The 25798-nt window shown below is 65.2% G+C and carries 23 protein-coding genes; 17 read left to right on the top strand and 6 right to left on the bottom strand.

What is annotated here, in order from left to right; genetic code table 11:
- Positions 1-110: 110 nt before the first annotated feature.
- From KM031_RS11425 to KM031_RS11465, 9 genes are all read left to right on the top strand, one after another.
- Positions 111-2069 (top strand): long-chain fatty acid--CoA ligase, encoded by a 1959-nt coding sequence (locus tag KM031_RS11425; protein WP_215504781.1) that lies wholly within the window; start codon positions 111-113, stop codon positions 2067-2069.
- Complete coding sequence (locus tag KM031_RS11430) at positions 2066-2356, top strand: hypothetical protein (RefSeq protein ID WP_215504780.1); 291 nt, start codon at positions 2066-2068, stop codon at positions 2354-2356. The genes KM031_RS11425 and KM031_RS11430 overlap by 4 nt, the downstream gene beginning before the upstream one ends.
- Positions 2353-3177 carry an ABC transporter ATP-binding protein gene (locus KM031_RS11435; protein ID WP_215504779.1) on the top strand — a complete coding sequence of 275 codons (825 nt, stop codon included), beginning with the start codon at positions 2353-2355 and terminating at the stop codon, positions 3175-3177. The genes KM031_RS11430 and KM031_RS11435 overlap by 4 nt, the downstream gene beginning before the upstream one ends.
- Before the next feature lie 68 nt (positions 3178-3245).
- Entirely contained in the window at positions 3246-4232 is a 987-nt protein-coding gene (locus KM031_RS11440) for a branched-chain amino acid ABC transporter permease (protein WP_215504778.1), read from the top strand.
- 98 nt (positions 4233-4330) lie between these two features.
- Positions 4331-5407, top strand: coding sequence for a branched-chain amino acid ABC transporter permease (locus KM031_RS11445; RefSeq protein ID WP_215504777.1), 1077 nt, complete (start codon positions 4331-4333; stop codon positions 5405-5407).
- A 71-nt stretch (positions 5408-5478) separates the two neighbouring features.
- Positions 5479-6771: an ABC transporter substrate-binding protein gene (locus tag KM031_RS11450; protein WP_215504776.1), complete on the top strand. Its 1293-nt coding sequence runs from the start codon at positions 5479-5481 to the stop codon at positions 6769-6771.
- A gap of 58 nt (positions 6772-6829) precedes the next feature.
- Positions 6830-7654, top strand: coding sequence for an ABC transporter ATP-binding protein (locus KM031_RS11455; protein ID WP_215504775.1), 825 nt, complete (start codon positions 6830-6832; stop codon positions 7652-7654).
- Between the two features lie 13 nt (positions 7655-7667).
- Positions 7668-8882: a phenylacetate--CoA ligase family protein gene (locus KM031_RS11460; protein ID WP_215504774.1), complete on the top strand. Its 1215-nt coding sequence runs from the start codon at positions 7668-7670 to the stop codon at positions 8880-8882.
- A gap of 166 nt (positions 8883-9048) precedes the next feature.
- Positions 9049-9252, top strand: a complete 204-nt coding sequence (locus KM031_RS11465; protein ID WP_215504773.1) for a hypothetical protein — start codon at positions 9049-9051, stop codon at positions 9250-9252.
- A 19-nt stretch (positions 9253-9271) separates the two neighbouring features.
- On the opposite strand, the gene KM031_RS11470 is transcribed toward KM031_RS11465, so the two are convergent.
- A complete protein-coding gene (locus KM031_RS11470; RefSeq protein WP_215504772.1) occupies positions 9272-11197 on the bottom strand; it encodes a lytic transglycosylase domain-containing protein in 1926 nt (641 codons plus the stop codon).
- A 154-nt stretch (positions 11198-11351) separates the two neighbouring features.
- Between KM031_RS11470 and dapA the strand changes: the two genes are divergently transcribed.
- From dapA to KM031_RS11495, 5 genes are all read left to right on the top strand, one after another.
- Positions 11352-12224: a 4-hydroxy-tetrahydrodipicolinate synthase gene (dapA, locus tag KM031_RS11475; RefSeq protein WP_215504771.1), complete on the top strand. Its 873-nt coding sequence runs from the start codon at positions 11352-11354 to the stop codon at positions 12222-12224.
- Positions 12225-12284: 60 nt separating this feature from the next.
- Positions 12285-13157: a DMT family transporter gene (locus tag KM031_RS11480; protein ID WP_260691912.1), complete on the top strand. Its 873-nt coding sequence runs from the start codon at positions 12285-12287 to the stop codon at positions 13155-13157.
- A 48-nt stretch (positions 13158-13205) separates the two neighbouring features.
- The gene (gene smpB / locus KM031_RS11485; protein ID WP_215504770.1) at positions 13206-13679 is read left to right on the top strand and encodes an SsrA-binding protein SmpB; all 474 of its coding nucleotides are present in this window, start codon (positions 13206-13208) and stop codon (positions 13677-13679) included.
- A 99-nt stretch (positions 13680-13778) separates the two neighbouring features.
- Positions 13779-14639 (top strand): 3-mercaptopyruvate sulfurtransferase, encoded by an 861-nt coding sequence (gene sseA, locus KM031_RS11490; protein ID WP_215504769.1) that lies wholly within the window; start codon positions 13779-13781, stop codon positions 14637-14639.
- 4 nt (positions 14640-14643) lie between these two features.
- Positions 14644-15825: an amino acid aminotransferase gene (locus tag KM031_RS11495; protein WP_215504768.1), complete on the top strand. Its 1182-nt coding sequence runs from the start codon at positions 14644-14646 to the stop codon at positions 15823-15825.
- 106 nt (positions 15826-15931) lie between these two features.
- On the opposite strand, the gene KM031_RS11500 is transcribed toward KM031_RS11495, so the two are convergent.
- Together KM031_RS11500 and KM031_RS11505 are read right to left on the bottom strand one after the other, a co-directional pair.
- Entirely contained in the window at positions 15932-17293 is a 1362-nt protein-coding gene (locus KM031_RS11500) for an ammonium transporter (RefSeq protein ID WP_215504767.1), read from the bottom strand.
- 28 nt (positions 17294-17321) lie between these two features.
- Positions 17322-17660: a P-II family nitrogen regulator gene (locus KM031_RS11505; RefSeq protein ID WP_215504766.1), complete on the bottom strand. Its 339-nt coding sequence runs from the start codon at positions 17658-17660 to the stop codon at positions 17322-17324.
- A gap of 263 nt (positions 17661-17923) precedes the next feature.
- Between KM031_RS11505 and KM031_RS11510 the strand changes: the two genes are divergently transcribed.
- Positions 17924-20179: a transglycosylase domain-containing protein gene (locus KM031_RS11510; RefSeq protein ID WP_215505003.1), complete on the top strand. Its 2256-nt coding sequence runs from the start codon at positions 17924-17926 to the stop codon at positions 20177-20179.
- 12 nt (positions 20180-20191) lie between these two features.
- Here KM031_RS11510 and KM031_RS11515 read toward each other — a convergent pair whose 3' ends face one another.
- From KM031_RS11515 to KM031_RS11525, 3 genes are all read right to left on the bottom strand, one after another.
- On the bottom strand, positions 20192-20908 hold the full coding sequence (locus KM031_RS11515) for an LrgB family protein (protein ID WP_215504765.1): 717 nt from the start codon (positions 20906-20908) through the stop codon (positions 20192-20194).
- A complete protein-coding gene (locus KM031_RS11520; protein ID WP_215504764.1) occupies positions 20905-21261 on the bottom strand; it encodes a CidA/LrgA family protein in 357 nt (118 codons plus the stop codon). Before KM031_RS11520 ends, KM031_RS11515 begins: the two co-directional genes overlap by 4 nt.
- Positions 21262-21355: 94 nt before the next feature.
- On the bottom strand, positions 21356-21847 hold the full coding sequence (locus KM031_RS11525) for a GNAT family N-acetyltransferase (RefSeq protein WP_371878992.1): 492 nt from the start codon (positions 21845-21847) through the stop codon (positions 21356-21358).
- 131 nt (positions 21848-21978) lie between these two features.
- On the opposite strand from KM031_RS11525, the gene KM031_RS11530 reads away from it, so the two are divergent.
- Together KM031_RS11530 and KM031_RS11535 are read left to right on the top strand one after the other, a co-directional pair.
- Positions 21979-25434, top strand: coding sequence for a chromosome segregation SMC family protein (locus KM031_RS11530; RefSeq protein WP_215504763.1), 3456 nt, complete (start codon positions 21979-21981; stop codon positions 25432-25434).
- Positions 25431-25787: a hypothetical protein gene (locus KM031_RS11535; RefSeq protein WP_215504762.1), complete on the top strand. Its 357-nt coding sequence runs from the start codon at positions 25431-25433 to the stop codon at positions 25785-25787. Before KM031_RS11530 ends, KM031_RS11535 begins: the two co-directional genes overlap by 4 nt.
- The last annotated feature ends 11 nt before the right edge of the window (positions 25788-25798 follow it).

The following is a 25798-nucleotide window of genomic DNA, read 5'->3' on the forward strand; positions in this document are numbered from 1 at the left end:
TGCGAAAAACTCCGGCAAGCATTCCCCGTCATCCCTAGTCTTGCAACTGGCGGCGGCCGTAGAATCGCCCCGCTTGCACGACGCCCCAAAGGGCGCAGGGAGGAGATTGCATGGCGGGAACGGACGAGTTGACCTCGATTCCGGCGCTGCTGGCCCGCAATGCGCGTGTTTACGCGCAGCAGCCAGCCTGGCGTGAAAAGGAATTTGGCATCTGGCAGGCCTGGAGCTGGGCCGAGGGCGCGGCAGAGATCCGCGCGATGGCCCTGGGCTTCATGGCGCTGGGGATGAACCGGGGCGACCATGTGGCGGTGATCGGCCGCAACCGGCCCGCGCTCTATTGGGCGATGATCGCGGCGCAGATGTGCGGGGCGGTGCCGGTGCCACTCTATCAGGACGCCACGGGCGACGAGATGGCCTATGTGCTGGAACATTGCGGCGCGCGCTTTGTGGTCTGCGGTGATCAGGAGCAGGTCGACAAGGTGATCGAGGTGCAGCTGACCGTGCCGTTCATCGAACAGGTGGTCTATCTCGACAAACGCGGGATGCGCAAATACGACCATTCGCGCATGAACGCGCTGGCCGATGTGGTGGCCGAGGGCAAGGCCGCGCATCACCGCTTTGATGCCGAGCTGGACCGCCGCATTGCCGAGCTGACCTATGACAGCACCTGCGTGATGCTTTACACCTCGGGGACGACGGGCAAGCCCAAGGGCGTCGTGCTGTCGAACCGCAATATCATCGAAACCTCGAAAAACTCTGCCACCTTCGACAAGCTGCGCGCCGGGGACGAGGTGCTGGCCTATCTGCCGATGGCCTGGGTGGGCGATTTCATCTTTTCGGTCGGGCAGGCGATCTGGACCGGGTTCTGCGTGAACTGCCCGGAATCCGCTGCGACCATGATGACCGACCTGCGTGAGATCGGCCCCACCTATTTCTTTGCCCCGCCGCGTGTGTTCGAAGGCCAGCTGACGCAGGTGATGATCCGCATGGAAGATGCGGGCCGCGTCAAGAAATGGCTGTTCGATCATTACATGGGCGTGGCGCGCCGGGTCGGGCCTGCCATTCTGGATGGCAAACCCGTGTCGGGCGCAGACCGGCTGGCCTATTGGATCGGTGACAAGCTGATCTATGGCCCGCTGAAAAACACGCTGGGCTTTACCCGGGTGCGGGTGGGTTATACGGCGGGCGAGGCGATCGGGCCGGAGATCTTTGATTTCTATCGGTCCCTGGGCATCAACCTGAAACAGCTTTATGGCCAGACCGAAGCCTCGGTGTTCATCACCCAGCAGCCGGATGGTCAGGTGCGTTCGGATACCGTGGGTGTGCCCTCGCCGGGGGTGGAGCTGCGGATCGCAGAGAATGGCGAGGTGTTCTACCGCAGCCCCGGCACTTTCATGTCCTATTACAAGAACCCCGAAAGCACGGCCTCGACCAAGGATGCCGAAGGCTGGGTTGCCACCGGCGACGCCGGTTTCTTCGAGGAAGGCACCGGGCATCTGCGCATCATCGACCGGGCGAAAGACGTGGGCAAAATGGCGGATGGCAGCCTGTTCGCGCCAAAATACGTTGAAAACAAGCTGAAATTCTATCCCTCGATCCTTGAGGCGGTGGTGTTCGGCAATGGCCGCGACCGCTGCACCGCCTTCATCAACATTGATCTGACGGCGGTGGGCAACTGGGCAGAGCGCAACAACATCGCCTATTCCTCGTATCAGGAACTCGCGGGGCATCCGCAGGTCTATGACATGATCCGCGGCCATGTGGAGGAGGTGAACCGCTCGGTCGCCGCCGATCCGATGCTGGCGGGCTGTCAGGTGCACCGCTTCCTGATCCTGCACAAGGAACTGGATGCCGATGACGGAGAGATGACCCGCACCCGCAAAGTGCGGCGCAAGGTGGTTGAGGAGAAGTTCGCAGACCTGATTGCCGCGCTCTATGACGGGCGCGACAGCATCTATACCGAAACGGAAGTGACCTATGAGGACGGCCGCAAGGGCGCGATCAAGGCGACGCTGCGGCTGATGGATGCGGCAGTTTTGGGCGGCGAGAGCCGGAGGGCTGCAGCATGAGCGCATCATGGAAAGCTGAAGGCGTATTGGACTGCAAGGCGCAGTTGCGTGCAGAGATCACAATCCGCAGCGGCGTCGCAGCGATGCGTCTGGCACAGCGCAAGGTAAGTATCGTTCGGGGAAAGGCCTTCGCTGCGGCAAGCGCGTGCGACACCTTCTTTGAAAAGATCGGGTTGGTTGGCCATCGGAGTGCCTGCAATGAAGAAGCGAGTCGGCCAAGCATCGCACCTGAGGGTTGCCATCGTCCGCTGGCGGCATTTCCGGCGCTGAAGGTGGTGCGCCAATGACTGTTCAGCCAGGAAATGAAGGCTATACCACGGCGGATGGCCGCAGCATCGGCGGCGTGCTGATGGAGATGAAGAACATCACTCTGCGCTTTGGCGGGGTGAAGGCGATCACCGACATCAGCTTTGACATACGCGAAGGCGAGATCCGCGCGATCATCGGCCCGAATGGGGCCGGCAAATCGTCGATGCTGAACGTCATCAGCGGATTTTATGTGCCGCAAGAGGGCGAAGTCTGGTTTCGCGGCCAAAGACGCGCGCCGATGAAACCCTATGAGGTGGCGCAGCAGGGCATCGCCCGCACCTTCCAGAACATCGCGCTGTTCGAGGGCATGTCGGTGCTCGACAATATCATGACCGGGCGGCTGACCCTGATGAAAACCGGGTTGCTGGAACAGGCGCTCTGGTGGGGCCGGGCGCAGCGCGAAGAGACAGAGCATCGCGAACGGGTCGAGAGGGTCATTGATTTTCTGGAGATCCAGCACATCCGCAAAACCCCGGTGGGGCGTCTGCCCTATGGGCTGAAAAAGCGGGTGGAACTGGCGCGCGCGCTGGCCGCAGAACCCAAGCTCCTGCTGCTCGATGAACCGATGGCGGGCATGAACGTCGAGGAGAAAGAGGACATGAGCCGCTTCATCCTCGATGTGAACGACGAATTCGGCACCACCATCGCCCTGATCGAACATGACATGGGCGTGGTGATGGATCTGTCCGACCGGGTGGTGGTGATGGATTACGGCAAGAAGATCGGTGACGGCACGCCCGACGAGGTGCGCAACAATCAGGCGGTGATCGACGCCTATCTGGGGGTGGCCCATGACTAGGCCGCGCGTCTGGGATCTGTCCGGCCTGTGCCGGGCAGCCATGGGGACTGCAACATCGGGGGCCGCACATGCCTGACCAACTTCTTTATGCGATGGAAGTCTCGCTCAACGGCCTCATGGCGGGGATCATGTATTCCCTCGTGGCGCTGGGCTTCGTGCTGATCTTCAAGGCCAGCGGCATCTTCAATTATGCGCAGGGCGTGCTGGCGCTGTTTGCCGCGCTGACACTGGTGGGGCTGCAAAGCGGGCAGATCCCGTTTGCCCATGTGATCAATGCCACCTTCGGCACCGATCTGCACCACTTCGGCTGGCAATTGCCCGGCATCGTCGCCATCGCGCTGACCGCGCTGGTGATGGTGGGGCTGGCCATCCTGATCGAGCGGCTGATCCTGAAACATCTGGTCAACCAGGAGCCGATCATCCTGTTCATGGCGACCATCGGCCTCGCGTATTTTCTGGAAGGCCTCGGCGATGTGATGTGGGGGGCCGACATCAAGACGCTGGATGTGGGCCTGCCGCAGGGCATCTCGGATGCGGTGGAGGGCTGGACGGCCGAGTGGCTGGGTTATGGGTTCTTCATCGACCGGCTGGATATTGTCGCGGCTTTGGTGGCGGCGGCGCTGGTCGCCTCGCTGACGCTGTTCAGCCAATACACCAAATATGGCCGCGCCCTGCGGGCGGTGGCGGATGACCATCAGGCGGCGCTGTCGGTCGGCATTTCGCTGCGCTTTGTCTGGGTTCTGGTCTGGTCCATCGCCGGTTTCGTGGCGCTGGTGGCGGGCATCATGTGGGGCACCAAATCGGGCGTGCAGTTCAGCCTGAGCCTCATCGCGTTGAAGGCGCTGCCAGTGCTGATGCTGGGGGGGTTCACCTCGATACCCGGGGCCATTGTCGGTGGCCTGATCATCGGCATGGGCGAGAAGCTGTTTGAATTCTTCGTCGGGCCGATGATCGGCGGGGCGACCGAAAACTGGTTTGCCTATGTGCTGGCGCTGCTGTTCCTCGTCTTTCGGCCGCAGGGGCTGTTTGGCGAGAAGATCATCGAGAGGGTCTGAGGCATGAGCATGTGGCTGGCGACGGATTGGGGGCCAGCCCCCAAACCCCCGGGATATTTCGACCAAGATGAAAGCATGAAAAGAGGAGGGAGGGGCTGATGTTTTACCGGGAAGCGGGGGATTTCAAGACCTCCTATGTGAAGGACAGCCAGACCTTTCCGATCACGTTCGACCGGATGCGCTATTACGCGGTGCTGGTGATCGGCTTCGGCATCATCCCCTTCGTGATCAATGATTACTGGGCCAATGCGGTGTTCGTGCCCTTTCTGATCTATGCGATTGCGGCGATCGGACTGAACATCCTGACCGGCTATTGCGGGCAGGTGAGCCTTGGCACCGGCGGGTTCATGGCGGTTGGGGCCTATGCGGTCTACAAGCTGATGACCGCCTTTCCCGAGGTGAACATCCTGATCCATGTGCTGCTGGCGGGCGGCATCACGGCGGGGGTGGGTGTGTTGTTCGGGCTGCCCTCGTTGCGGATCAAGGGGTTCTACCTTGCGGTGGCGACGCTGGCGGCGCAGTTCTTTCTGGTCTGGCTGTTCAACAAGGTGCCGTGGTTTTACAACTATTCGGCCTCGGGCCAGATCACCGCTCCGGAGCGCACGCTGCTGGGCGTGGCGGTGACGGGGGCCAATACGCCGGCCTGGGCGAAATATCTCTTCTGCGCGGCGATCCTGTTTGCGCTGGCCTGGTTGGCCCGCAACCTGACGCGCGGCACGGTGGGGCGCAAATGGATGGCGATCCGCGACATGGATATCGCCGCCGAGATCATCGGGGTGAACCCGCTGACCACCAAACTGTCGGCCTTTGCGGTCAGCTCGTTTTTCATCGGGGTGGCGGGGGCGCTGTTCTTCGCTGTCTATCTGGGGGCGGCGGAAGTGGGCGAGGCCTTTGGCATCCAGAAAAGCTTTCTGATCCTGTTCATGGTGATCATCGGCGGGCTGGGCAGTCTGTTCGGCTCGTTTGCCGGGGCGGCGTTTCTGGTGCTGCTGCCGGTGTTCCTGAAAAACGTGCTGGTCGAAGGCATGGGCTGGCCCACCGATCTGGCCGCGCATGTGGAGCTGATGATCGTCGGTCTGCTGATCATCGTGTTCTTGATCCTGGAGCCGCATGGGCTGGCACAGCTGTGGCGCGTGACGAAAGAGAAGCTGAGACTTTGGCCCTTCCCGCATTGAGGCGGGGCCGGACCACAGCCGCGCGCGTGGGAGGCGGGCGCGGCGCAAAGATCAACACGGGAGGAATGACAATGAAAAAAACCTTTACCATGCTGGCGGCAGCGGCGATTGCGGCCACCACAGCGGCGGGTCCGGTGCTTGCGGATCTGGTCGTGCCGAACCTGAGCTACCGCACCGGGCCGTTCGCGGCGGGCGGCATTCCCTATGCCGACGGGTTTCAGGATTACTTCACCCTGCTGAACGAGCGCGATGGCGGCATCGGCGGCGAAAAGGTGCAGGTGCCGGAATGCGAGACCGCCTATAACACCGAAAAGGGTGTGGAATGCTATGAGGCGACCAAGGGCCAAGGCGCGCTGGTCTATAACCCGCTGTCGACCGGCATCACCTATCAGCTGATCCCCAAGATGAAGGCGGATGGCATCACCCTGTATACGCCGGGCTACGGGCGCACCTCGGCGGCGAATGGCAAGGTGTTCGAATGGGTGTTCAACTATCCGGCGAACTATTGGGACGGTGCCAGCGTGGCGGTGAAACATCTGCTGGAGCAGAATGGCGGCAGCCTGGAAGGCAAGAAGATTGCGCTGCTCTATCACAATTCGGCCTATGGCAAGGAGCCGATCCGCACCTTGCAGGAACTGTCGAAAAAGCACGGTTTCACGCTGGCCGAACTGCCGATCGACAGCCCCGGCCAGGAGCAGAAAAGCCAGTGGCTGCAAGTGCGCCGCGACAAGCCGGATTATGTGCTGTTCTGGGGCTGGGGTGTGATGAACTCGGTTGCCATTCAGGAGGCCGCGAATATCCGCTTTCCGATGGAGAATTTCATCGGCATCTGGTGGTCGGGTTCGGAAAATGACGTGACGCCCGCAGGGGCCGGGGCCCATGGCTACAAATCTCTGACGATGCACGGCATCGGCGCGGACTACCCGGTCTATGCCGATCTGAAGAAGCATGTGCTGGATGCGGGCAAGGCCGCAGGCGCGGGCGATCAGGCCGGATCGGTGCTCTATTCGCGCGGCATGTATGCGGCGATGGTGATTGCCGAGGCGATCCGCAAGGCGCAGGAAATCCATGGCACTTCGGCGGTGAATGCGGCGCAGGTGCGCGACGGGTTCGAACAACTGGAGATCACCGAGGCACGCATGGCCGAACTGGGCCTGCCGAACTTTGGCCAGCCGTTCAAGGCAAGCTGTGAGGACCATGGTGGCCCTGGCGCGGCGATGATCCAGCAATGGGATGCCGAGGCGAAGAAGTGGAACCTGATTTCGGGCTTCATCGCGCCGGATGACGAGGTGCTGACGCCGCTCGTCATGGAAGATTCGGCGGCTTTCGCAGCCGAGAATGCCATCACCGAACGCTGCAACTGAGAGTGACCGGGGCTCCGGCATCTGCCGGGGCCTCTCCCTTCTGCCCGAGGGCTTTGCCATGCTTGATGCGACGACGACACCGGAGACCCTGCTTGAGGTCAACAATATCGAGGTGATCTACAACCATGTGATCCTCGTGCTGAAAGGCGTGAGCCTGACTGTGCCCAAGGGTGGCATCACGGCGCTGCTGGGCGGCAACGGGGCGGGCAAGACCACCACACTGAAGGCCGTGTCGAACCTGCTGCATTCCGAGCGCGGGGCCGTGACCAAAGGCACGATCAGCTATCGCGGCGACCGGGTGCAGGATCTGAACCCAGCGGAACTGGTCAAGCGCGGCGTCATTCAGGTGATGGAGGGGCGGCATTGTTTCGAGCACCTGACGGTGGAGGAAAATCTGCTGACTGGCGCCTATACCCGGACCGACGGCAAGGGCGCGATCAATGCCGATCTGGAGATGGTCTATAACTACTTCCCGCGTCTGCGCGAGCGGCGCAAAAGCCAGGCTGGCTATACCTCGGGCGGCGAGCAGCAGATGGTTGCGATGGGACGCGCGCTGATGTCGCGCCCCGAGATGATCCTGCTGGATGAACCTTCGATGGGGCTGGCCCCGCAGCTGGTGGAACAGATTTTCGAGATCGTGCGCGCGGTGAACGCGGGCGAAGGCGTGACCTTCCTGCTGGCCGAACAGAACACCAATGTGGCGCTGCGCTATGCCCATACCGGCTATATTCTGGAAAGCGGCCGGGTGGTGATGGAAGGCACGGCACAAGAGCTGCGCGAAAACCCGGATGTGAAGGAATTCTACCTCGGCATGTCGGATAAGGGGCGCAAGTCGTTCCGCGACGTGCGCTCCTACCGCCGCCGCAAGCGGTGGCTGGCGTGAGGGGGAGACAGGCATGACCCATTTTGATGCGCTTGAAACCCGATCCGCCGATCAGCGCGCCGCCGATCTGACGCTGGATCTGCCCGCGCTGATCGCGCTGGCACAACGCACTCCCGCGATGGCCCGCACTCTGGCCGGGGTCGAGGCCGCTTCGATCACCAGTGCCGAGGCGCTGGCGGCGCTGCCGCTGATCCGTAAGGCGGATCTGTCGGGGGCGCAGAAGGCCTATCCGCCGCTGGGGGGCTTTTTGCCGCCGGGCGGGGCCTATGAGCATATCTTCCAGTCGCCGGGGCCGATTTATGAGATTGGCCGCACGACGGCGGATTGGTGGCGCATGGGGCGGTTTCTGCATGCCTGCGGCATCGGGCGCGGCGATATCGTGCAGAACTGCTTTGGATATCACCTGACCCCTGCGGGCATGATCTTTGAATCCGGTGCGCGCGCGGTGGGGGCGGCTGTTCTGCCTGCGGGCACCGGGCAGACCGATCTGCAAGTGCGCGCGGCGGTGGATGTGGGCAGCACCGCCTATGCGGGCACGCCGGATTACCTCAAGGTGATCCTCGACCGCGCGGATGAACTGGGCGAGCGGCTGTCGATCACGCGCGCGGCGGTGGGTGGCGGTGCCTTGTTCCCGTCCTTGCGCCGGGAATATGCGGATCGTGGCATTTCGGTGCTGCAATGCTATGCCACGGCGGATCTGGGCAATATCGCCTACGAAAGCCCGGCGATGGAGGGCATGATCCTCGATGAAGGGGTGATCGTGGAAATCGTGCGCCCGGGCACCGGTGATCCGGTGCCGGTGGGCGAGGTGGGCGAGGTGGTTGTGACCACGCTGAACCGCGATTACCCGCTGGTGCGCTTTGCCACCGGCGATCTGTCGGCGCTGATGCCGGGCGTCTCGCCCTGCGGGCGCAGCAATCTGCGCATCCGGGGCTGGATGGGGCGGGCGGATCAGACCACCAAGATCAAGGGCATGTTCGTGCGCCCCGAGCAGGTGGCCGAGCTGGTGGCGCGGCATGAAGAGGTCGCCCGCGCCCGCGTCATCGCGCTGCGCGAGGGCGAAATGGACACGATGCTGGTGCAGGTGGAAAGCCGCGCCTCCAATCCGGCGTTGTATGAAGGCTCGGTGCTGGAAGTGCTGAAGCTGCGCGGGCGGGTGGAAATCGTGACGCCGGGCACCCTGCCCAATGACGGCAAGGTGATCGAGGACCGGCGCAGCTACGGCTGATTTCCCCCCGACTGCGCGGCCCGGCCCCACACGGTCGGGCCGCGGCTTTTGGCGGGCGGGCTACGACCAAAGTCTGACACCAGGGCGGGCGGGGCCACAGAATACGCTGGCACCCTGCGACAATCCGTCCCATGCTGCCCGGACGCGCGGTTTTGGGAGGAACCACATGACAAAACTTGTAGCCGTGATCTGTGTGATCAGCTGGTCGGGCTTCTGGGCCTTCGGGTATCTGGCCCTGACGGCGAGCATGGCGGATCAGGCACAGATGACCATGGCTGTGCTGCTGGCCTCCATGGGCTTTTTCAGCGGCATGTTGGCCTGGCTGAAGCTGTCGCGCGATGGGGCGGCGGCCGTGGCGCGCCGCGCCTGAACAGGGCGACGCCGAAGGATCAGCCTTTCAGTTCGGCAATCAGCCGGATCGGGCCGGGGCTGCCGCGCAATTTGGCGCGGTAGATTGTTAGCGATTCCGAGACACGCATCACATAGGTGCGGGTTTCCGAAAACGGGATCATCTCTACCCAGTCAACCACATCCACATCGGGGCGGCGTGGGTCGCCCATTTCGGTTATCCAGCGGCGCGGGCGGCCCGGGCCCGCATTGTAGCCCGAGGCGACCAGCGCGATGGAGGGGCCGAATTCCTCGATCAGCTTTGCCAGATAGGCGCTGCCCAGCGTCGCATTGAAGCCCGGATCGCTGGTCAGCCGCGACACCTCAAAGGGCAGACCCAGTGATTTTGCGGTGCGTTCGGCGGTTTCCGGCATCAATTGCATCAGGCCGCGCGCGCCCGCACTGCTGCGGGCGGCGGGATCGAATTCGGATTCGCGGCGCGAGATCGACAGGGCAAGCGCACGTGATGTGGCAAGGCCCTCGGGCACCATGACGGGCAGCGGGAAATAGGCTTCGGGCAGGATGATGCCACGCTCGGCCCCCTGTTTGCCCAGCAGAACGGCGATATGCGGCTCGTTGATCTGCAACGCCAGTGCGGCGAGGCTGGCAAGATCGGGGGCCGTCAGCGGCTCGGCCAGATGCAGCAAGAACCGCTTGGCCTGTGTGCGGTCGCCCGCCTTCAGCAACAGAAGTGCGGCCTCCAGCACCGAAGAACGCGCGAAGGCGGCCTGCCGCCAGTCCGCCGCGTTCAGCGGGGCCAGAAGGCTGGCATCCAGCGACAGGCCCAGCTTTTCGGCGGCGAGCTGTCCGTAATAGGCGGTCTGGTGGCGGGCGGCCTCGGTATATGCGGCCTGTGCTGCGGGATCGCCCAGAGCTTCCAGCGCGCGGCCCTGCCAGTATTTCGCCCGGCTGACCGAGATCGGTGTGACCACCGCGCTTTCCAGATGGCGGAAATGGGTCAGGGCGGTTTGGGCATCATCCAGACGGCGCAGGGCGATGAACCCGGCCAGAAATTCCAGATCGGCATAGGCGGCACCACTGGTCATCCGGTGGCGCGCGGCGATGCGATAGGCCTGCGTGGCCTCGCCCTCGCGCAGCAGATGACGCGCGAGTTGCGCGCGGCGATCGGCCCAAAGCTCGGGCCGGCCCAGCGTGTCGGCGCTGGCGGAATGTTCCAGCATCAGCGCGGCGGCATCGGGCCAGAGGTCGCTGTAGATGCGCCAGTCGAGCCGCGCCTGCGCCAGCAGCGGATGCTGGGCCAGGCTGCCGGGCACGGCTTCGACCAGACGGCTGACCCCGGTGGTCCGCTCCATCAGGGCGATGCGGGCGCGGGCCAGCGCAGCCCAGTTTTCGGACACCTGCGGCAACAGCCGCTTCGCCTCGCCCTGCTTGCCCTCCCACAGCAGGGTGGCAAGGCGCGTCTCGTTCAGGTCGCGCAGCGCGGGATAGAGCTTCAGCAGCACCGCCTCGTCCTCGGCGGTGAAGGGCAGGCTGGTCCAGGCGCGGCGGGCTTCGGCCTCGGCCTCGGCACCGCGACCCTGCGCGAGCAGCGCCTTGATCACCGCCAGCGACCCGGTGCCGGTTTCGGGCAGGGTGCTGCCGAACCAGCCGATCACGCGCGCCGGGGTGGAGGACCGCGCCACCGCCGCCTCGCCCTTCTGACGCAGCAGCGGCAGGCCCGGCCAATCCGGGCGGCGGGCCAGAAAATCCTCGTATTCCGTCAGCGTGCCGACGCCTGCGCGCAGGCGCTGCCACTGGATGACATCGGCGCCCACGGCGCTGCTGCCCTGCGCGAGGCGCTGTGCCTCCTCCCAATTGGCGCGACCGGCCTCATTCAACGCCAGACGCAGGGCGCTGGCGGGATCGGACTGGGCTGCGGCGGGCGTGGCCAGCAGCAGAGCGAGGGTGAGGGCGCGCAGGATCGACATGGCCGGAAAGTGCCGCAATGTGGCGGCAAGGGCAACTCACAACCCGGACAGCACGTGCAAGACGCACAGGGCAACTTGGCAAGGGCGCGAAGGCCCGTTAGACAGCGGGCGGTCAACGGGCGAGTCTGCCCCCGAGTTTCAGGAGATGCGTGTCATGTTCACAGGGTCCATGCCTGCCCTTGTCACGCCGTTCAAGGACGGCGCAGTGGATGTGGCGACGCTCAAGAAACTGGTGGAGTGGCATATCGCCGAAGGCTCCAACGCGCTTGTGCCGGTGGGCACAACCGGGGAAAGCCCGACGCTGAGCCATGAAGAGCACGGCCGCGTGATCGAGATCGTGGTCGAGGCCGTCGCAGGCCGGGTGCCGGTGATCGCGGGCGCAGGATCGAACAACACCGTCGAGGGCATCGGGCTGATCCGCCATGCGGCGGCGGTGGGGGCCGATGCGGCGCTTGTGGTGACGCCCTATTACAACAAGCCGACGCAGGCAGGGCTGATTGCGCATTTCACCGCGCTGCATGACTGCTGCGATCTGCCGATCATCATCTATAACATCCCGGGCCGCTCGGTCGTTGACATGTCGCCCGAAACGATGGGCGAGCTGGCCCGGCTGCCGCGCATCATCGGGGTGAAGGATGCCACCGGCAAGATCGAACGGGTGTCGATGCAGCGCGCCACCTGCGGTGCCGCGTTCATCCAACTGTCGGGCGAGGATGCGACGGCGCTGGGTTTCAATGCCCATGGCGGCGTGGGTTGCATTTCGGTGACCGCCAATGTGGCCCCGCGCCTCTGCGCCGAGTTCCAGGCGGCGACGCTGGCAGGGGACTATGCCAAGGCGCTGGCCTATCAGGACCGTCTGATGCCGCTGCATGAGGCGATCTTCCTTGAGCCGGGGCTGGTGGGCGCCAAATACGGGCTGTCACTGCTGGGTCTGTGTTCCGAAGAGGTGCGCCTGCCGCTGGTCGGGCTGACCGAGGGCACGAAGGCGCGCATCAAGGCCGCGATGGTGCACGCGGGCCTGCTGTGACAGCGCGGGGGCTTGCCCCCGCACCCCAGGATATTTGGGCCAAGATGAAAGGGATGTGCCGTGAGCGATAACCTGCGCGGCAGTCTGTTCATGGTTCTGGCCATGGCGGGATTTGCCCTTGAGGACATGCTGCTGAAGCGTGTGGCGGGCCATGGCATGCCGGTGGGGCAGATCCTGATCCTGTTCGGCGGCGGCGGCAGTCTGCTGTTCATGGCGCTGACGCGGGCGCAGGGGCAGGCGATCTGGCATCCGGCGGTGGTGCAGCCGCGCATGTTGGTGAAGGCGGCTTTCGAGGTCTTGGGGCGGTTGTTCTACACACTGGCGCTTGCCTTCACCGCCCTGTCGAGTGCCAGTGCGATCTTGCAGGCGACGCCGCTGGTGGTGGTGGCTGGGGCGGCGCTGATCTTTGGCGAGCGGGTCGGCTGGCGGCGCTGGACGGCGATTTCGGTGGGATTGCTGGGGGTGCTGGTGATCCTGCGGCCGGGGCTGGACGGGTTCAGCATGGCGTCCTTGCTGGCGGTGGCCGGGCTGATCGGTTTTGCGGGGCGGGATCTGGCGACGCGCGCTGCGCCGAAGGTGCTGAGCAATTTCCAGCTGGGGATTTACGGCTTTCTGGCGATGGTGCCCACCGGGGCCGGGCTGTTGCTGTGGCAGGGCGGGGCGGTGATGCCCGGGCTCGTGGATTGCGGGCAATTGGTGCTGGCGATCTGTATCGGGGTCTATGCCTATTGGGCGCTGACCGTGGCGATGCGCACCGGCGAGGTGAGCGTGGTGACGCCGTTCCGGTATACCCGGCTGGTGTTCGCGCTGATCCTTGGGTTGCTGGTGTTTGGCGAGCGGCCGGATGCGATGACCTATCTTGGTTCGGCCATCGTGGTGGCGGCAGGGATATACACCTTGCTGCGCACCCGCAGGGTTGCGCCGCAAGCCTGAGGCGCGGGTCTGGACTTTCGGGGGCGGCTCGCCTATCTCGGACCCATCATGGTCGTGAAATCTGATCCCAATTCCAAGCTGATTGCCGAAAACCGCCGGGCGCGGTTCGATTACCATATCGAAAGCGACCTTGAGGCGGGCATCATGCTGTATGGATCAGAGGTGAAATCGCTGCGTCAGGGCGGCTCCAACATCGCCGAGAGTTATGCCTCGGTCGAGGGGGGCGAGCTGTGGCTGATCAATGGCTATATTGCCCCCTATGTGCAGGCGAAAACCTTTGGCCATGACGAGCGGCGGCGGCGCAAGTTGCTGGTGTCCAAGAAGGAACTGAGCCGGTTGTGGAATGCAACCGCGCGCGAAGGCATGACCATCGTGCCGGTCAAGATGTATTTCAATGACCGGGGCATCGTGAAGATCAAGCTGGGCATCGCCAAGGGCAAGAAGCTGGCTGACAAGCGCGCGACCGAGGCGAAGCGCGACTGGGACCGCCAGAAGCAGCGGCTGCTGAAGCAGAATCACTGAGACAGTTGCGGCGCGGGGCGGGCGTCTGGCATGGCTTCGCCCTTGCCTGCGCGGGCGGCTGTGGTTAAGTCGGGCTGACCCCCGGTGAGGAGACCCGCGATGACCGCCGCCTTCTTGGATGACCCGAAAACTCTGGTTTCGACTGACTGGCTTGCCGCCCATCTGAAAGACCCCGATCTGAGGGTGCTGGATGCGAGCTGGCACATGCCGGACGCGGGGCGCAATGCGCAGGCCGAATATGCGCAGGCGCATATTCCGGGGGCGCGTTTCTTCGACATTGATGACATCAGCGATGCGCGCTCGGCGCTGCCGCATATGGCACCGCCGCCCGAGAAGTTCATCAGCCGGATGCGGGCCATGGGGGTGGGCGATGGCCATCAGGTGGTGGTCTATGACAGCACCGGGCTGTTTTCGGCGGCACGGGTCTGGTGGACGTTCCGTCTGATGGGCAAGATGGATATTGCGGTTCTGGATGGTGGTTTGCCGAAATGGCAGGCCGAGGGGCGCGAGATCGAGGATATGCCGCCGATGGTGCGCGACCGCCACATCACCGTCAGCCGTCAGGCCGGGCTGGTGAAGGATGTGACGCAGGTCGCCCATGCCAGTAAGTTGGGCGAGGCCGAGATCATCGACGCCCGCAGCGCGCCCCGGTTCAGGGGTGAGGTGGCCGAGCCCCGGCCCGGTCTGCGCTCCGGTCATATTCCGGGGGCCAAGAACGTGCCGTTTGGCGAGGTTCTGAACGCCGATGGCACCATGAAGGATCCTGCTGCGCTGAAGGCGGTGTTCGAGGCGGCGGGGGTCAATCTGGGCAAGCCCGCGATCACCACCTGCGGTTCAGGGATCACGGCATCGGTTCTGGCGCTGGCGCTGGAGCGGGTCGGGCACCGGAACTGGTCAGTTTACGATGGATCGTGGGCCGAATGGGGCATGTATGACGATCTGAAAGTCGCGAAAGGGTAAAGCGATGCTGGAGGCACTGAAGGCTCAGCCGCAGGACAAGATCCTGCAACTGATCCAGATGTATCGGGAAGACACGCGCGAGGGCAAGATTGACCTCGGCGTGGGGGTTTACAAAGATGCCACCGGGCTGACCCCGGTGATGCGGGCTGTCAAGGCCGCCGAGCAGCAGTTGTGGCAACTGGAAACCACCAAGACCTATACCGGGCTGGCGGGGGAACCTGCCTATAACGCCGCGATGCAGGCGATGATTCTGGATGGGGCGGTTGCGGCAGCGCGTCTGGCCTCGGTGGCGACACCGGGCGGCACCGGGGCGATCCGGCAGGCGCTGGAGCTGGTGAAGCTGGCATCGCCCGGGGCGACGGTGTGGATTTCGGCGCCGACCTGGCCGAACCATCCGTCGATCATCAAATATCTGGGTATTCCGATGGCGGAATACCGTTATTTCGATGCCACCACTGGCGGCGTGGATTTTGCCGGGTTGCTGGCGGATCTGGGCACGGTCAAGCCGGGCGATGTGGTCTTGCTGCATGGCTGCTGCCACAACCCGACCGGCGCGAACCTCGATCCGGCGCAATGGGCCGAGGTTGTGGCGCTGCTGGCCGCAAAGGGCGCGGTGCCGCTGGTCGATCTGGCCTATCAGGGCTTTGGCGATGGGCTGGAAGCCGATGCCGCCGCGACGCGGCTGGTGGCGGCGTCTTTCCCCGAGGTGCTGATTGCGGCCTCGTGCAGCAAGAATTTCGGCATTTACCGCGAAAGGACCGGCGTGCTGATCGCGGTGTCGAAGGATGCCGAGGCGACCAAGATCACCCAGCAGAACCTCGCCTTCCTGAACCGCCAGAATTACAGCTTTCCGCCCGATCATGGCGCGCGTCTGGTGACGATGATCCTGGAAGATGATGCCCTGCGTGCCGACTGGAAGGCCGAGCTGGAAGAGGTGCGACTTAACATGCTTGGCCTGCGGCAGGCACTGGCCGATGCGCTGCGCGCCGAGACCAACAGCGACCGCTTTGATTTCGTGGCGCGCCATCGCGGCATGTTCTCGCGGTTGGGGCTGACCGAGGCACAGGTGGTGCGGCTGCGCGAAGAGTTCGGCATCTATATGGTGGGCGACAGCCGGATAAACATCGCCGGGCTGAATGCGCGCACGGTGCCCTTGCTGGCACGGGCCGTCGCGTCGGTCCTGTAACCCGCCGATCCTGCGGGACTGAAATACAAAAGGCCCGGAGCAGCGCTCCGGGCCTTTTGTCTGTGATGCAGTGCCGGGGAGAAGGCCCCGGCACCCGGTGGGCAGATCAGCCGTGATAGGCGGCTTCGCCATGCGAGGTCAGATCAAGGCCCTGACGTTCCGCATCCTGATCCACACGCAGGCCGATGGTCATATCCACCAGCTTGTAGAGGATGAAGGAGATGACGCCGGTCCACACCACGGTCAGCGCGACGGATTCGATCTGGATCCAGGTCTGGGCCGCGATGGAGTAATCGTCGCCCTTCACGCCGCCAAAGCTGGCTGCCGAGAACACGCCGGTCAGCACGGCGCCAATGATGCCGCCCACGCCATGGATGCCGAACACGTCCAGGCTGTCGTCATACTTCAGCTTGATCTTGACCACGGTGACGAAGAAGTAGCAGCCCGCCGCCGCAATCACGCCAAGGGCAATCGCGCCCATCGGGCCGATGGTGCCGCAGGCCGGGGTGATGGCGACGAGGCCGGACACCATGCCCGAAACTGCACCCAGCATCGAGGCCTTGCCGCGCAGAACGCTTTCCAGCAGCGACCAGGCAACAACACCGGCAGCGGTGGCGATGAAGGTGTTGATCATGGCCAGCGTCGCGCCGCCATTGGCCTCAAGGTTGGAGCCGACGTTGAAGCCGAACCAGCCGACCCAGAGCATCGAGCCGCCGATCATGGTCATCACCATCGAATGCGGGGCCATGTTTTCCTTGCCGTAGCCGACGCGCTTGCCGATCACGAGGCAGCCGACCAGCGCTGCAACACCGGCGTTGATATGCACCACGGTGCCGCCTGCAAAGTCGATGGCGCCGTGTTGGAACAGCAGGCCATTCGCATCCCAAACCATATGGGCGATCGGGAAGTAGCAGAAGGTCGCCCAGAGCACCGAGAACACCAGAACGGCCGAGAATTTCACCCGCTCTGCAAAGGCACCGATGATCAGCGCCGGGGTGATGGCCGCGAAGGTCATCTGGAAGGCGATGAACAGATATTCAGGGATGACATAGCCCGCCGAGAAGGTGGCCGACATGCTGTCTGCCGTGACACCCGACAGGAACAGTTTGGACGTGCCGCCCCAGAACGCCGAGGTGGAGCCGCCGAAGGTGACGGAATAGCCATAGGTGACCCAGACCAGCATCATCACGCAGGCAACCAGCGTCGTCTGCATCAGCACCGACAGCATGTTCTTGGTGCGCACAAGGCCGCCGTAGAACAGCGCAAGGCCCGGCAGCGTCATGAAGAGCACCAGCACCGCAGACATCATCATCCAGGACACATCGCCCTTGTCCATCACGGGGGCGGCCTCGACGACGGCTTCGGCGGTCGCGGCGGCGGCCTCGGTCGTGGCCTCCTGCGCCCAGACGGGCAAGGCGGCAAACGCGGACGCCGCGCTGAGGCCGGAAAGTTTCGTCAATGTTTTCATGGTTCTCTCTTCCCCTTCGACCCTGTTCTCAGAGCGCGTCGTCATTGATTTCGCCCGTCCGCACACGCACGGCCTGTTCGACATCCAGCACAAAGATCTTGCCATCACCGATCTTGTCGGTGCGGGCGGTGGACCGGATGGTTTCCACCACCTGATCGGCCAGCGCATCCGAGACCACGATCTCAAGGCGCACTTTCGGCACGAAATTCACGGCATATTCGGCCCCACGGTAGATTTCGGTATGGCCGGACTGAGAGCCGAAGCCCTTGATTTCGGTCACCATCATGCCGCGGACGCCGATGGTGGTCAGCGCCTCGCGGACCTCCTCCAGCTTGAATGGCTTGATTGCTGCGATGATCAGTTTCACTTGCGTCCCCTTCTCCTGGCAGGCGGCCCGCTGCGGGGCCTTGCGCAGCCATGAAGGCGGGCAATCTTTGGACAGCACAAGAATTCAGCAGGCATTTCCCCGCCGATGCGCTTAAGATTTGCACAATTTTTGCACTTATTTTGCGATTGGATTAATTTTTGTGCGAAATGCTATTACGAATCGTTCGCAGGCCCACTCCACAATCGCGACGCGCCGGGGTAAGATTCCGTCATAAGAATGACCAGAACATGGGCGTATCGGGCATGAGCGGATCGGGCAAAAAGAATGCGCCTCTGGTGGCGGATCGTCGGTATTCCGGCGGGTCGGGGGGCAAAGGCGGCAGCACGCCACCGCGCAAACCCGCCCCGGCACAGAAACCGGCGCCGCGCAAAAGCTCTGCGCGCCCGCCGCGCCGCCACGGCCTGATCATGGGCCTGATCCTTGGGCTGGTGTCGCTGATCTGGCGGGTGGTCTGGGGGATCGGCTGGCGCGTGACGGCGCTGCTGGCGCTGGTGGTGTTCGGCGCGGCCTTCTATTTTCAGCAGCAACTGCCGCCCGTGTCGGATTTGGTGGATGCGCGCGCCCGTGGCTCTGTGACCATGCTGGACCGCGATGGCCAGGTCTATGCTTGGCGGGGCGAGACGTTCGGCGGCATGATCACCTCGGACACAGTGTCGGACCATCTGCGCAACGCGGTGGTGGCCACCGAGGACAAGCGCTATTACCAGCATTTCGGCATCAGCCCGCGCGGCATCGCCAGCGCCATCCGCATCAACCTGAGCGAGGGGCGCGGCCCGCTGGAGGGCAATGGCGGTTCGACCATCACGCAGCAGGTGGCGAAATTGCTGTGTCTGGGCGTGGCCTATGATGCGTCGAAATGGAAATCCGAAGCGGAATATGAAGAGGATTGCCGGGGCGGGGGCGTCTGGCGGAAGGTGAAGGAAATTCCATTCTCCATCGCGATGGAATGGAAATATTCCAAGGCTGAAATCCTGACGATCTATTTCAACCGCGCCTATCTGGGCGCCGGTGCGCGCGGGTTCGAGGCGGCGGCGCAGCGTTATTTCGGCAAATCGGCCAATCAGGTTGGCCCGGCCGAAGCCGCGATGCTGGCGGGGCTGCTGAAAGCGCCGTCGCGTTATGCGCCGACCAACAACCTGAAACGCGCGCAGGACCGGGCGAATGTGATCATCAGCCTGATGGAGGATCAGGGCTTCCTGACCGCCGCCGAGGCCGATGCCGCCCGCGCCAAACCCGCCGAGCTGTCCGAAGCCGCCGCCAAGAATGCGGGCGGGTTCTTTGCCGATTGGGTGATGGAAAGCGGTCCGACCTTCCTGACCAAGGAAACTACCGAGGATGTGATCATCCGCACCACGCTGGATCAGAAGATGCAGCGGCAGGCCGAAGAGGCGCTGGCCTATGTGTTCGACACCAAGGTGAAGGAAGGCAGCAATGCGCAGGCCGCCATCGTGGTGATGAGCGCGGATGGCGCGGTGCGCGCCATGGTCGGCGGGCGGAAGATCGCGGCGGCCGGCAGCTTTAACCGGGCGACGCAGGCCCTGCGCCAGACCGGCTCGGTGTTCAAGCCCTTCGTCTATGCCGCGGCGCTGGATCTGGGTTACAGCCCGGCAGATTTTGTGGAAGACACGCCGCTCACCATCAATATCAAGGGGTCCGGCCCCTGGACGCCCGAAAACTATGACAAGAAGTTCAAGGGCCTGATCACGCTGACGCAGGCGCTGGCGGAAAGCCGCAACATTCCGGCGGTGCGCGTGTCCGAGGCGGTGGGGCGCGATGTCGTGCGCACCGTCGCCTCGCAATTCGGGGTGAAAAGCGATCTGGCTGCCGGGCCTGCATTGGCGCTGGGGGCCAGCGAAAGTACGCTGCTGGAAATGACCGGGGCCTATGCGGGCATCCTGAACGGCGGCTCGTCGGTGAAACCCTATGGGCTGGTGGAGCTGAAGCTTCAGGGCGAAGAAGGCGAGCTGTTCGGGCAGGGCGGCGGTATTGGCGAGCGGGTGATCAGCCAGAACGCCGCACAATTGCTGACCTATATGCTGACGCAGGTGGTGGAGCGCGGCACCGGCGGGCGGGCGCGGCTGGCCGATCATCCGGTGGCGGGCAAGACCGGCACCACCAATGCGGCGCGCGATGCTTGGTTCATCGGCTTTTCGGCGCATTATGTGGTGGGTGTCTGGATGGGTTATGATGACAACAAACCGCTGAGCGGTGTGACAGGCGCGGGCTTGCCTGCCGAGATCTGGCATGAGGTGATGGCGCGCATCCACAAGGGCGTGCCGTCGCAGCCCTTGCCGATGATCGTGCCCGAAGCGCGCACGCCTCCGGTGGCCTCGGCTGGGGCGCAGGCCTCGTCGGGTGGGGTTGCGGGGGTGCCTGCGGAACAGCAAGCCCCGCTTCCGCAGGGCGGGCAGCAACCGGCCCCAGGCGCGCAACGGACCGGCGACCCGGTGGAAGATGCGCTGCGCGAGGTGCTGGGCACTATTTCCGGCACCTACTGATCGCGCCCCGGATCAGCGGAACAGCGACAGCACCAGCGGTGCCAGAAACGCCGTCAGCACCGCATTCAACCCCATGCCGAGGCCCGCAAAGGCCCCGGCGGTCGGATGCACCTGAAAGGCGCGGGCGGTGCCGATGCCATGCGCGGCGACGCCGGTGGCAAAGCCCCGCGCACGCCAGTCGCGGATGCGCAGCGCATTCAGCAGCGGCGTGGTGCAGATCGCGCCGATGATGCCGGTCAGGATCACCAGCACGGCGGTCAGCGTGGGTGAGCCGCCCAGCTGTGCCGAAATTCCCAGCGCCACCGGGGCCGTGGCGGATTTGGGCGCGAGCGAGGCCAGCACCTCGCCCTCGATCCCCAGCGCCGAGGCGATGGCCAGCGCCGATCCCACGGCGGTCAGCGATCCCGCCAGCAAGGCCGCCAGCAGCGGCAGCGCGGCGCGGCGCACATGGCCCAGATTGTCCCACAGCGGCAGGGCAAGGGCGACCGTGGCCGGACCCAGCAGGAAGTGCACGAACTGCGCGCCTTCAAAATAGGTGGCATAGGGCGTGCCGGTCAACCACAGCAGGCTGGCCAGCAGCAGCACTGCAATCAGCACCGCATTGACATAGGGCTTGCGCCCCGACGCCCGAAACGCCGCATCGCCCAAGGCATAGGCCAGCAGCGTGGCAGTCAGCCACAGCAGCGGGCCTTCGGCAAGATAACTCCAGATCTCGGTGAAATCGGTCATAGCTCCGGCTCCGTTCCCATCAGTCGCGCCACGGCGGCGAAGGCCAGCGCCCCGGCGGCGATGGCCAGCACGGTGGAGCCGACCAGCGCCAGAAGCAGCGGCGCGCCCTGCGCTGCGATCTTGTCGAGGTGGCCGATCACGCCGGTGCCTGCGGGTACGAACAGCAGCGACAGATTGCCAAGGATCCCCTGTGCCAGCGGGCGCACCACCTCCACCAGACTGGGGAACAGCGCAAAGGCGGCAATCAGCAGCAACATGCCCGCCACCGGGCCGGGCAGGGCTGCGCCAGTGGCGCGGGTCAGGGCCTCGCCTGCAAGCTGGGCCAGAAGCAGGGTCAGAAGGGCAGGGATCATGGGCGGCTCCACAATGGTGATCCGCGCCAGCCTGCGACAAAGGCCGGGGATTGGAAAGCCGCGATTGGTGGCCGCATTGTGCCGCAAGGCCCGTTCAGGCAAGCGCCTTGCGGAAGGTGAAGATGGTCGGGCGGTCGTAACCCGGATGCGCGGTCTCGGCGGTTTTCACAAAGCCCATCGCGGTGAAGGCGGCATGGTTTTCCAGCAGCTCGATCCGCGATTGCAGCTCCAGCGCGGTCAGGCCCATGGCGCGGGCACGGCTTTCGGCCAGGGCGATCAGGCGTCTGGAAAGGCCTTTGCGGCGGTGCGCGGCATCGGTGGCAAGTTTGCCGATATAGAGCGCATCGGGCTTGCGGATGAAAAACACGCAGGCCTGAAGCGGCTGCCCGATCAGCCAGACCTCGCCCTGCCGGGCCTGTGTGCGGATGTCATCCTCGGTCAGCCGCTCCATCGACGAGGGTGGGTCGATCCGCCCCTGCATATAGGCGAAGGCATCCCGGATCAGCGCCAGCACCGGGGCCGGATCCTGATCGGGCAGAAAGGGGTAGGGTTCGGGCATCATCCCCGGAGTGTCGCGCGCGGCCATGGCGGCGTCAATCCGTGTGCCACAGGCAAGCTGTTGGGGATAAGCTAGGCCAGAGCCGCCAGATGCAGGGGCCAGCGGTTGACAGCGCTGCGCCCAAGCCCGACGATAGCCGCCCTTTTGCGGAGATTCCCTTGCGGTTCACACGCCTGCGCCTGAATGGCTTCAAAAGCTTCGTGGACCCCACGGATCTGGTGATCCATGATGGGTTGACCGGCGTTGTCGGGCCGAATGGCTGTGGCAAATCGAACCTGCTGGAGGCGCTGCGCTGGGTGATGGGCGAAAACCGCCCCACAGCCATGCGTGGCGGAGGCATGGAGGATGTGATCTTTGCCGGGGCTGCCACCCGGCCCGCCCGCCATTTTGCCGAAGTGGCGCTGGTGCTGGACAATGCCGACCGGCTGGCACCGTCAGGCTTCAATGATCAGGACCAGATCGAGATTGTGCGCCGCATCACCCGCGATGCCGGATCGGCCTACAAGGCCAATCAGAAAGATGTGCGCGCGCGTGATATCCAGATGCTGTTTGCCGATGCCTCGACCGGCGCGCATAGCCCGGCGCTGGTGCGGCAGGGGCAGATTTCCGAACTGATCAACGCCAAGCCCAAGGCACGGCGGCGGATTCTGGAAGAGGCCGCCGGGATCTCGGGCCTCTATCAGCGGCGGCATGAGGCCGAGCTGCGGCTGGCGGCGACCGAGCAGAATCTGGCCCGGATTGATGACGTGGTGGAACAGCTGGCCAGCCAGTTGGCCACGCTGGCCCGGCAGGCCCGGCAGGCGGCGCGTTATCGCGAGATCGGGGAAGAGCTGCGCCGCGCCGAAGGTATGTTGCTGTATCGGCGCTGGCGCGAGGCCGATCAGGCCAGGCTGGAGGCCGAAGAGGCGCTGCGCAGCCGTCTGGTTGCGGCCGGTCAGGCCGAACAGGCCGCGCGGGCGGCGGGCAAGGCGCGGATGGCAGCCGAGGATGCGCTGCCCCCCAAACGCGAGGAAGAGGCGATTGCCGGGGCCGTGTTGCAGCGCCTTGTGGTGCAGCGCGATGCCCTGAACGATCAGGAGGCGCGGGCGCGGCAGGTGATCGACACGCTGCATGGCCGCATCGCCCAACTGGCGCGGGATCTGGAGCGTGAAGCGGGCCTGAACCGCGACGCGGGCGAGACCATCGGGCGGCTGGAATGGGAGCAGGAGGCGCTGGTCAAGGCGCATGACGGCCATGAGGACCGGCTGGTCGAGGCGCAGGACACCGCGCGCGAGGCGGCGGCGATCCTGTCAGAGCGCGAAGGCGCGCTGTCCGAGCGGACCGAGGATGTGGCCCGGCTGGCGGCGCGGCATCAATCGGCGCAGCGGCTGCTGTCGGATACCCGCGCCACAGTGAACCGCGCCGAAACCGAGGCCGCGCGCGCCGCAGAGGCGGTTCTGGCTGCACAGGAGGCGCTGGACAGCGCCGCCGAGGCGCAGGACGCGGCGGGCATGGCGCAGGAAGAGGCCATCGGCATGGCCGAGGCCGCCGAAGAGGCGCTGGCCAATGCCGAAGAAGCCCGCGCCGAAGTGCAGGGGCGCGAGGCGGATGCGCGGGCGGCGCGTTCGGCGGCCGAGGGCGAGGCCAATGCGCTGCGCGCCGAAGTGGCGGCGCTGACCCGTCTGGTGGAGCGGGAAACGGCGGCGGGCGTGCAATTGCTGGACCGGGTTCAGGTGGAACCGGGCTATGAAGCGGCACTGGGTGCGGCGCTGGCCGATGATCTGCGCGCGCCGGAGCTGGGGGCCGAAGGCGGATCGGGTTGGGCCGTGCTGCCGGACTATGCCAGCGAACAACCGCTGCCCGAAGGCGTGACGCCACTGGCCGCGCATGTCGGGGTGCCGGAGGTGCTGCGGCGCAGGATCGGCCAGATCGGTCTGGTGGATCCGGCGCAGGCCGCCCGCTTGCAGGTGGACTTGCAGCCGGGGCAGCGGCTGGTCAGCCTTGCGGGCGATCTGTGGCGCTGGGACGGGTTCCGCGCCGGGGCCGAAGACGCGCCCTCGGCGGCGGCGCTGCGCCTGCGGCAGCTGAACCGCCTTGTGCAGTTGAAACGCGATCTGGAGGATGTGGCGGCGCGGTCCGAAGGCGCGCGGCAGGCGCATGAGGCCTTGCAGGCACGCTTGTCCGATCTGGCGCGCGCCGATCAGATGGCGCGCGATGCCCGGCGCGCGGCAGATGCCCGCGTGACCGAGGTGGGCCGGGCACTGGCCCGGGCCGAGGCCGACCGCTCGATTGCGGGCGGCAAGCTGGAGGCCGCGCGTCTGGCGGTGACACGGTTTGAGGATGAGGCGATGGCGGCGCGGGCGCGGCTGGCCGAGGCGGAGGCCGGGGCCGAAGGTCTGGGCGATCTGGAGGCGGCGCGGGCCGGGATCGAGGCGCTGCGCATTGCGGTGGAGGCCGCGCGCATCACCATGATGTCGCGCCGCTCGGCGCAGGACGAACTGCGCCGCGAGGGCGAGGCCCGGGTACGGCGGCGGCAAGAGGTCACCAAGGAAATCTCGGGCTGGCGGCATCGGCTGGAGACGGCGGAAAAGCGCAGTGCCGAACTGGCCGAACGCAAGGCCGAGGCCGAGGAGGAACTGCTGGAAGCCTCTGCCGCGCCCGAAGAAATCGCCATCAAGCGCGAAGAGCTGGGCGAGGCGATCGACGCGGCAGAGCAGCGCCGCCGCCGGGCCGCAGATGCGCTGGCCTTGGCCGAAACCGCCTTGCGCGAGGCGCAGGCCGCCGAACGCGAGGCCGAACGCGCGGCGGGCGAGGCGCGCGAAGGCCGGGCGCGGGCCGATGCGCGGGCCGATGCCGCGCGCGAAACCGTGGCCTATGCCGCCGAGCGTATCCGCGAGGATATGGAGCTGTCGCCTGCGCAACTGCTCGACACGCTTGCCGCCGACCCTGACCGGATGCCCGCGGCGGATCAGCTGGATGCCGATGTGAACCGCCTGAAACGCCAGCGCGAGGCCTTGGGCGCGGTGAACCTGCGGGCCGAAGAAGACGCCAAGGCGGTGCAGGTGGAACATGACACGCTGAAACAGGAAAAGCTGGATCTGGAGGAGGCGATCAAAAAGCTGCGCGGCGGGATTCAGGGCCTGAACCGCGAGGGGCGCGAGCGGTTGCTGACGGCGTTTGAACAGGTCAACGGCTCTTTCGCCACGCTGTTCACCCATCTGTTCGGCGGCGGCGAGGCGCGGCTGGTGCTGGTGGAAAGCGATGATCCGCTGGAGGCGGGGCTGGAGATCATGTGCCAGCCGCCGGGCAAGAAGCTGGCCGTGCTGTCGCTTTTGTCGGGCGGCGAACAGACCTTGACCGCGCTGGCGCTGATCTTTGCCGTCTTCCTCGCCAATCCTGCGCCGATCTGCGTGCTGGACGAGGTGGATGCGCCGCTGGACGATGCCAATGTGACGCGCTTCTGTGACCTGCTGGACGAGATGACGCGGCGCACCGAGACGCGCTTTCTCATCATCACGCACCACGCCGTGACCATGGCGCGCATGGACCGGCTGTTCGGGGTGACCATGGTGGAACAGGGGGTCAGCCAATTGGTGAGCGTGGATCTGAAAAAAGCCGAGGCGCTGGTGGCATGACCCCGCAGGACGTGGCAGAGGCGCTGCGCGCCGCCGGGTTTTGTGGCGTCGAGGCCGAGGGTGGGGTGATCTATGCGCGTGTCGCCCCGCAAGCCCCCGAGTTTCGCGCCGAAGAGGGCGCGGCTGGCTGGCGTCTGGTCCTGCCCTGGAACATCTCGCCCCCGGCCGCTGCGCTGGCCGCGTGGAACGCGGCGATGGGCAGCGCCCGGATGCAGATGGTGCAGGGCGAGGCGCAGCTGGTGATGGCCTATCCCGGCCCCGAGGTGCTGCCGCGCTGGGCGGCGCTGGCGGGCGAGGCCGAGGCGCATTTTATCCGGTGGCGGCGGCAGCGGCGGCCCTGGGAAGGCATGTGAGGCTCAGAGGA

The organism is Gemmobacter fulvus, from assembly GCF_018798885.1.
In the GTDB taxonomy this organism is placed as follows: Bacteria; Pseudomonadota; Alphaproteobacteria; order Rhodobacterales; family Rhodobacteraceae; genus Gemmobacter; species Gemmobacter fulvus.

Coding starts and splice junctions, on each gene's coding strand:
- KM031_RS11425 (WP_215504781.1), top strand. CDS start 111: ATGGCGGGAACGGACGAGTTGACCTCGATTCCGGCGCTGCTGGCCCGC.
- KM031_RS11430 (WP_215504780.1), top strand. CDS start 2,066: ATGAGCGCATCATGGAAAGCTGAAGGCGTATTGGACTGCAAGGCGCAG.
- KM031_RS11435 (WP_215504779.1), top strand. CDS start 2,353: ATGACTGTTCAGCCAGGAAATGAAGGCTATACCACGGCGGATGGCCGC.
- KM031_RS11440 (WP_215504778.1), top strand. CDS start 3,246: ATGCCTGACCAACTTCTTTATGCGATGGAAGTCTCGCTCAACGGCCTC.
- KM031_RS11445 (WP_215504777.1), top strand. CDS start 4,331: ATGTTTTACCGGGAAGCGGGGGATTTCAAGACCTCCTATGTGAAGGAC.
- KM031_RS11450 (WP_215504776.1), top strand. CDS start 5,479: ATGAAAAAAACCTTTACCATGCTGGCGGCAGCGGCGATTGCGGCCACC.
- KM031_RS11455 (WP_215504775.1), top strand. CDS start 6,830: ATGCTTGATGCGACGACGACACCGGAGACCCTGCTTGAGGTCAACAAT.
- KM031_RS11460 (WP_215504774.1), top strand. CDS start 7,668: ATGACCCATTTTGATGCGCTTGAAACCCGATCCGCCGATCAGCGCGCC.
- KM031_RS11465 (WP_215504773.1), top strand. CDS start 9,049: ATGACAAAACTTGTAGCCGTGATCTGTGTGATCAGCTGGTCGGGCTTC.
- KM031_RS11470 (WP_215504772.1), bottom strand. CDS start 11,197: ATGTCGATCCTGCGCGCCCTCACCCTCGCTCTGCTGCTGGCCACGCCC.
- dapA (WP_215504771.1), top strand. CDS start 11,352: ATGTTCACAGGGTCCATGCCTGCCCTTGTCACGCCGTTCAAGGACGGC.
- smpB (WP_215504770.1), top strand. CDS start 13,206: ATGGTCGTGAAATCTGATCCCAATTCCAAGCTGATTGCCGAAAACCGC.
- sseA (WP_215504769.1), top strand. CDS start 13,779: ATGACCGCCGCCTTCTTGGATGACCCGAAAACTCTGGTTTCGACTGAC.
- KM031_RS11495 (WP_215504768.1), top strand. CDS start 14,644: ATGCTGGAGGCACTGAAGGCTCAGCCGCAGGACAAGATCCTGCAACTG.
- KM031_RS11500 (WP_215504767.1), bottom strand. CDS start 17,293: ATGAAAACATTGACGAAACTTTCCGGCCTCAGCGCGGCGTCCGCGTTT.
- KM031_RS11510 (WP_215505003.1), top strand. CDS start 17,924: ATGAGCGGATCGGGCAAAAAGAATGCGCCTCTGGTGGCGGATCGTCGG.
- KM031_RS11515 (WP_215504765.1), bottom strand. CDS start 20,908: ATGACCGATTTCACCGAGATCTGGAGTTATCTTGCCGAAGGCCCGCTG.
- KM031_RS11520 (WP_215504764.1), bottom strand. CDS start 21,261: ATGATCCCTGCCCTTCTGACCCTGCTTCTGGCCCAGCTTGCAGGCGAG.
- KM031_RS11525 (WP_371878992.1), bottom strand. CDS start 21,847: ATGGCCGCGCGCGACACTCCGGGGATGATGCCCGAACCCTACCCCTTT.
- KM031_RS11535 (WP_215504762.1), top strand. CDS start 25,431: ATGACCCCGCAGGACGTGGCAGAGGCGCTGCGCGCCGCCGGGTTTTGT.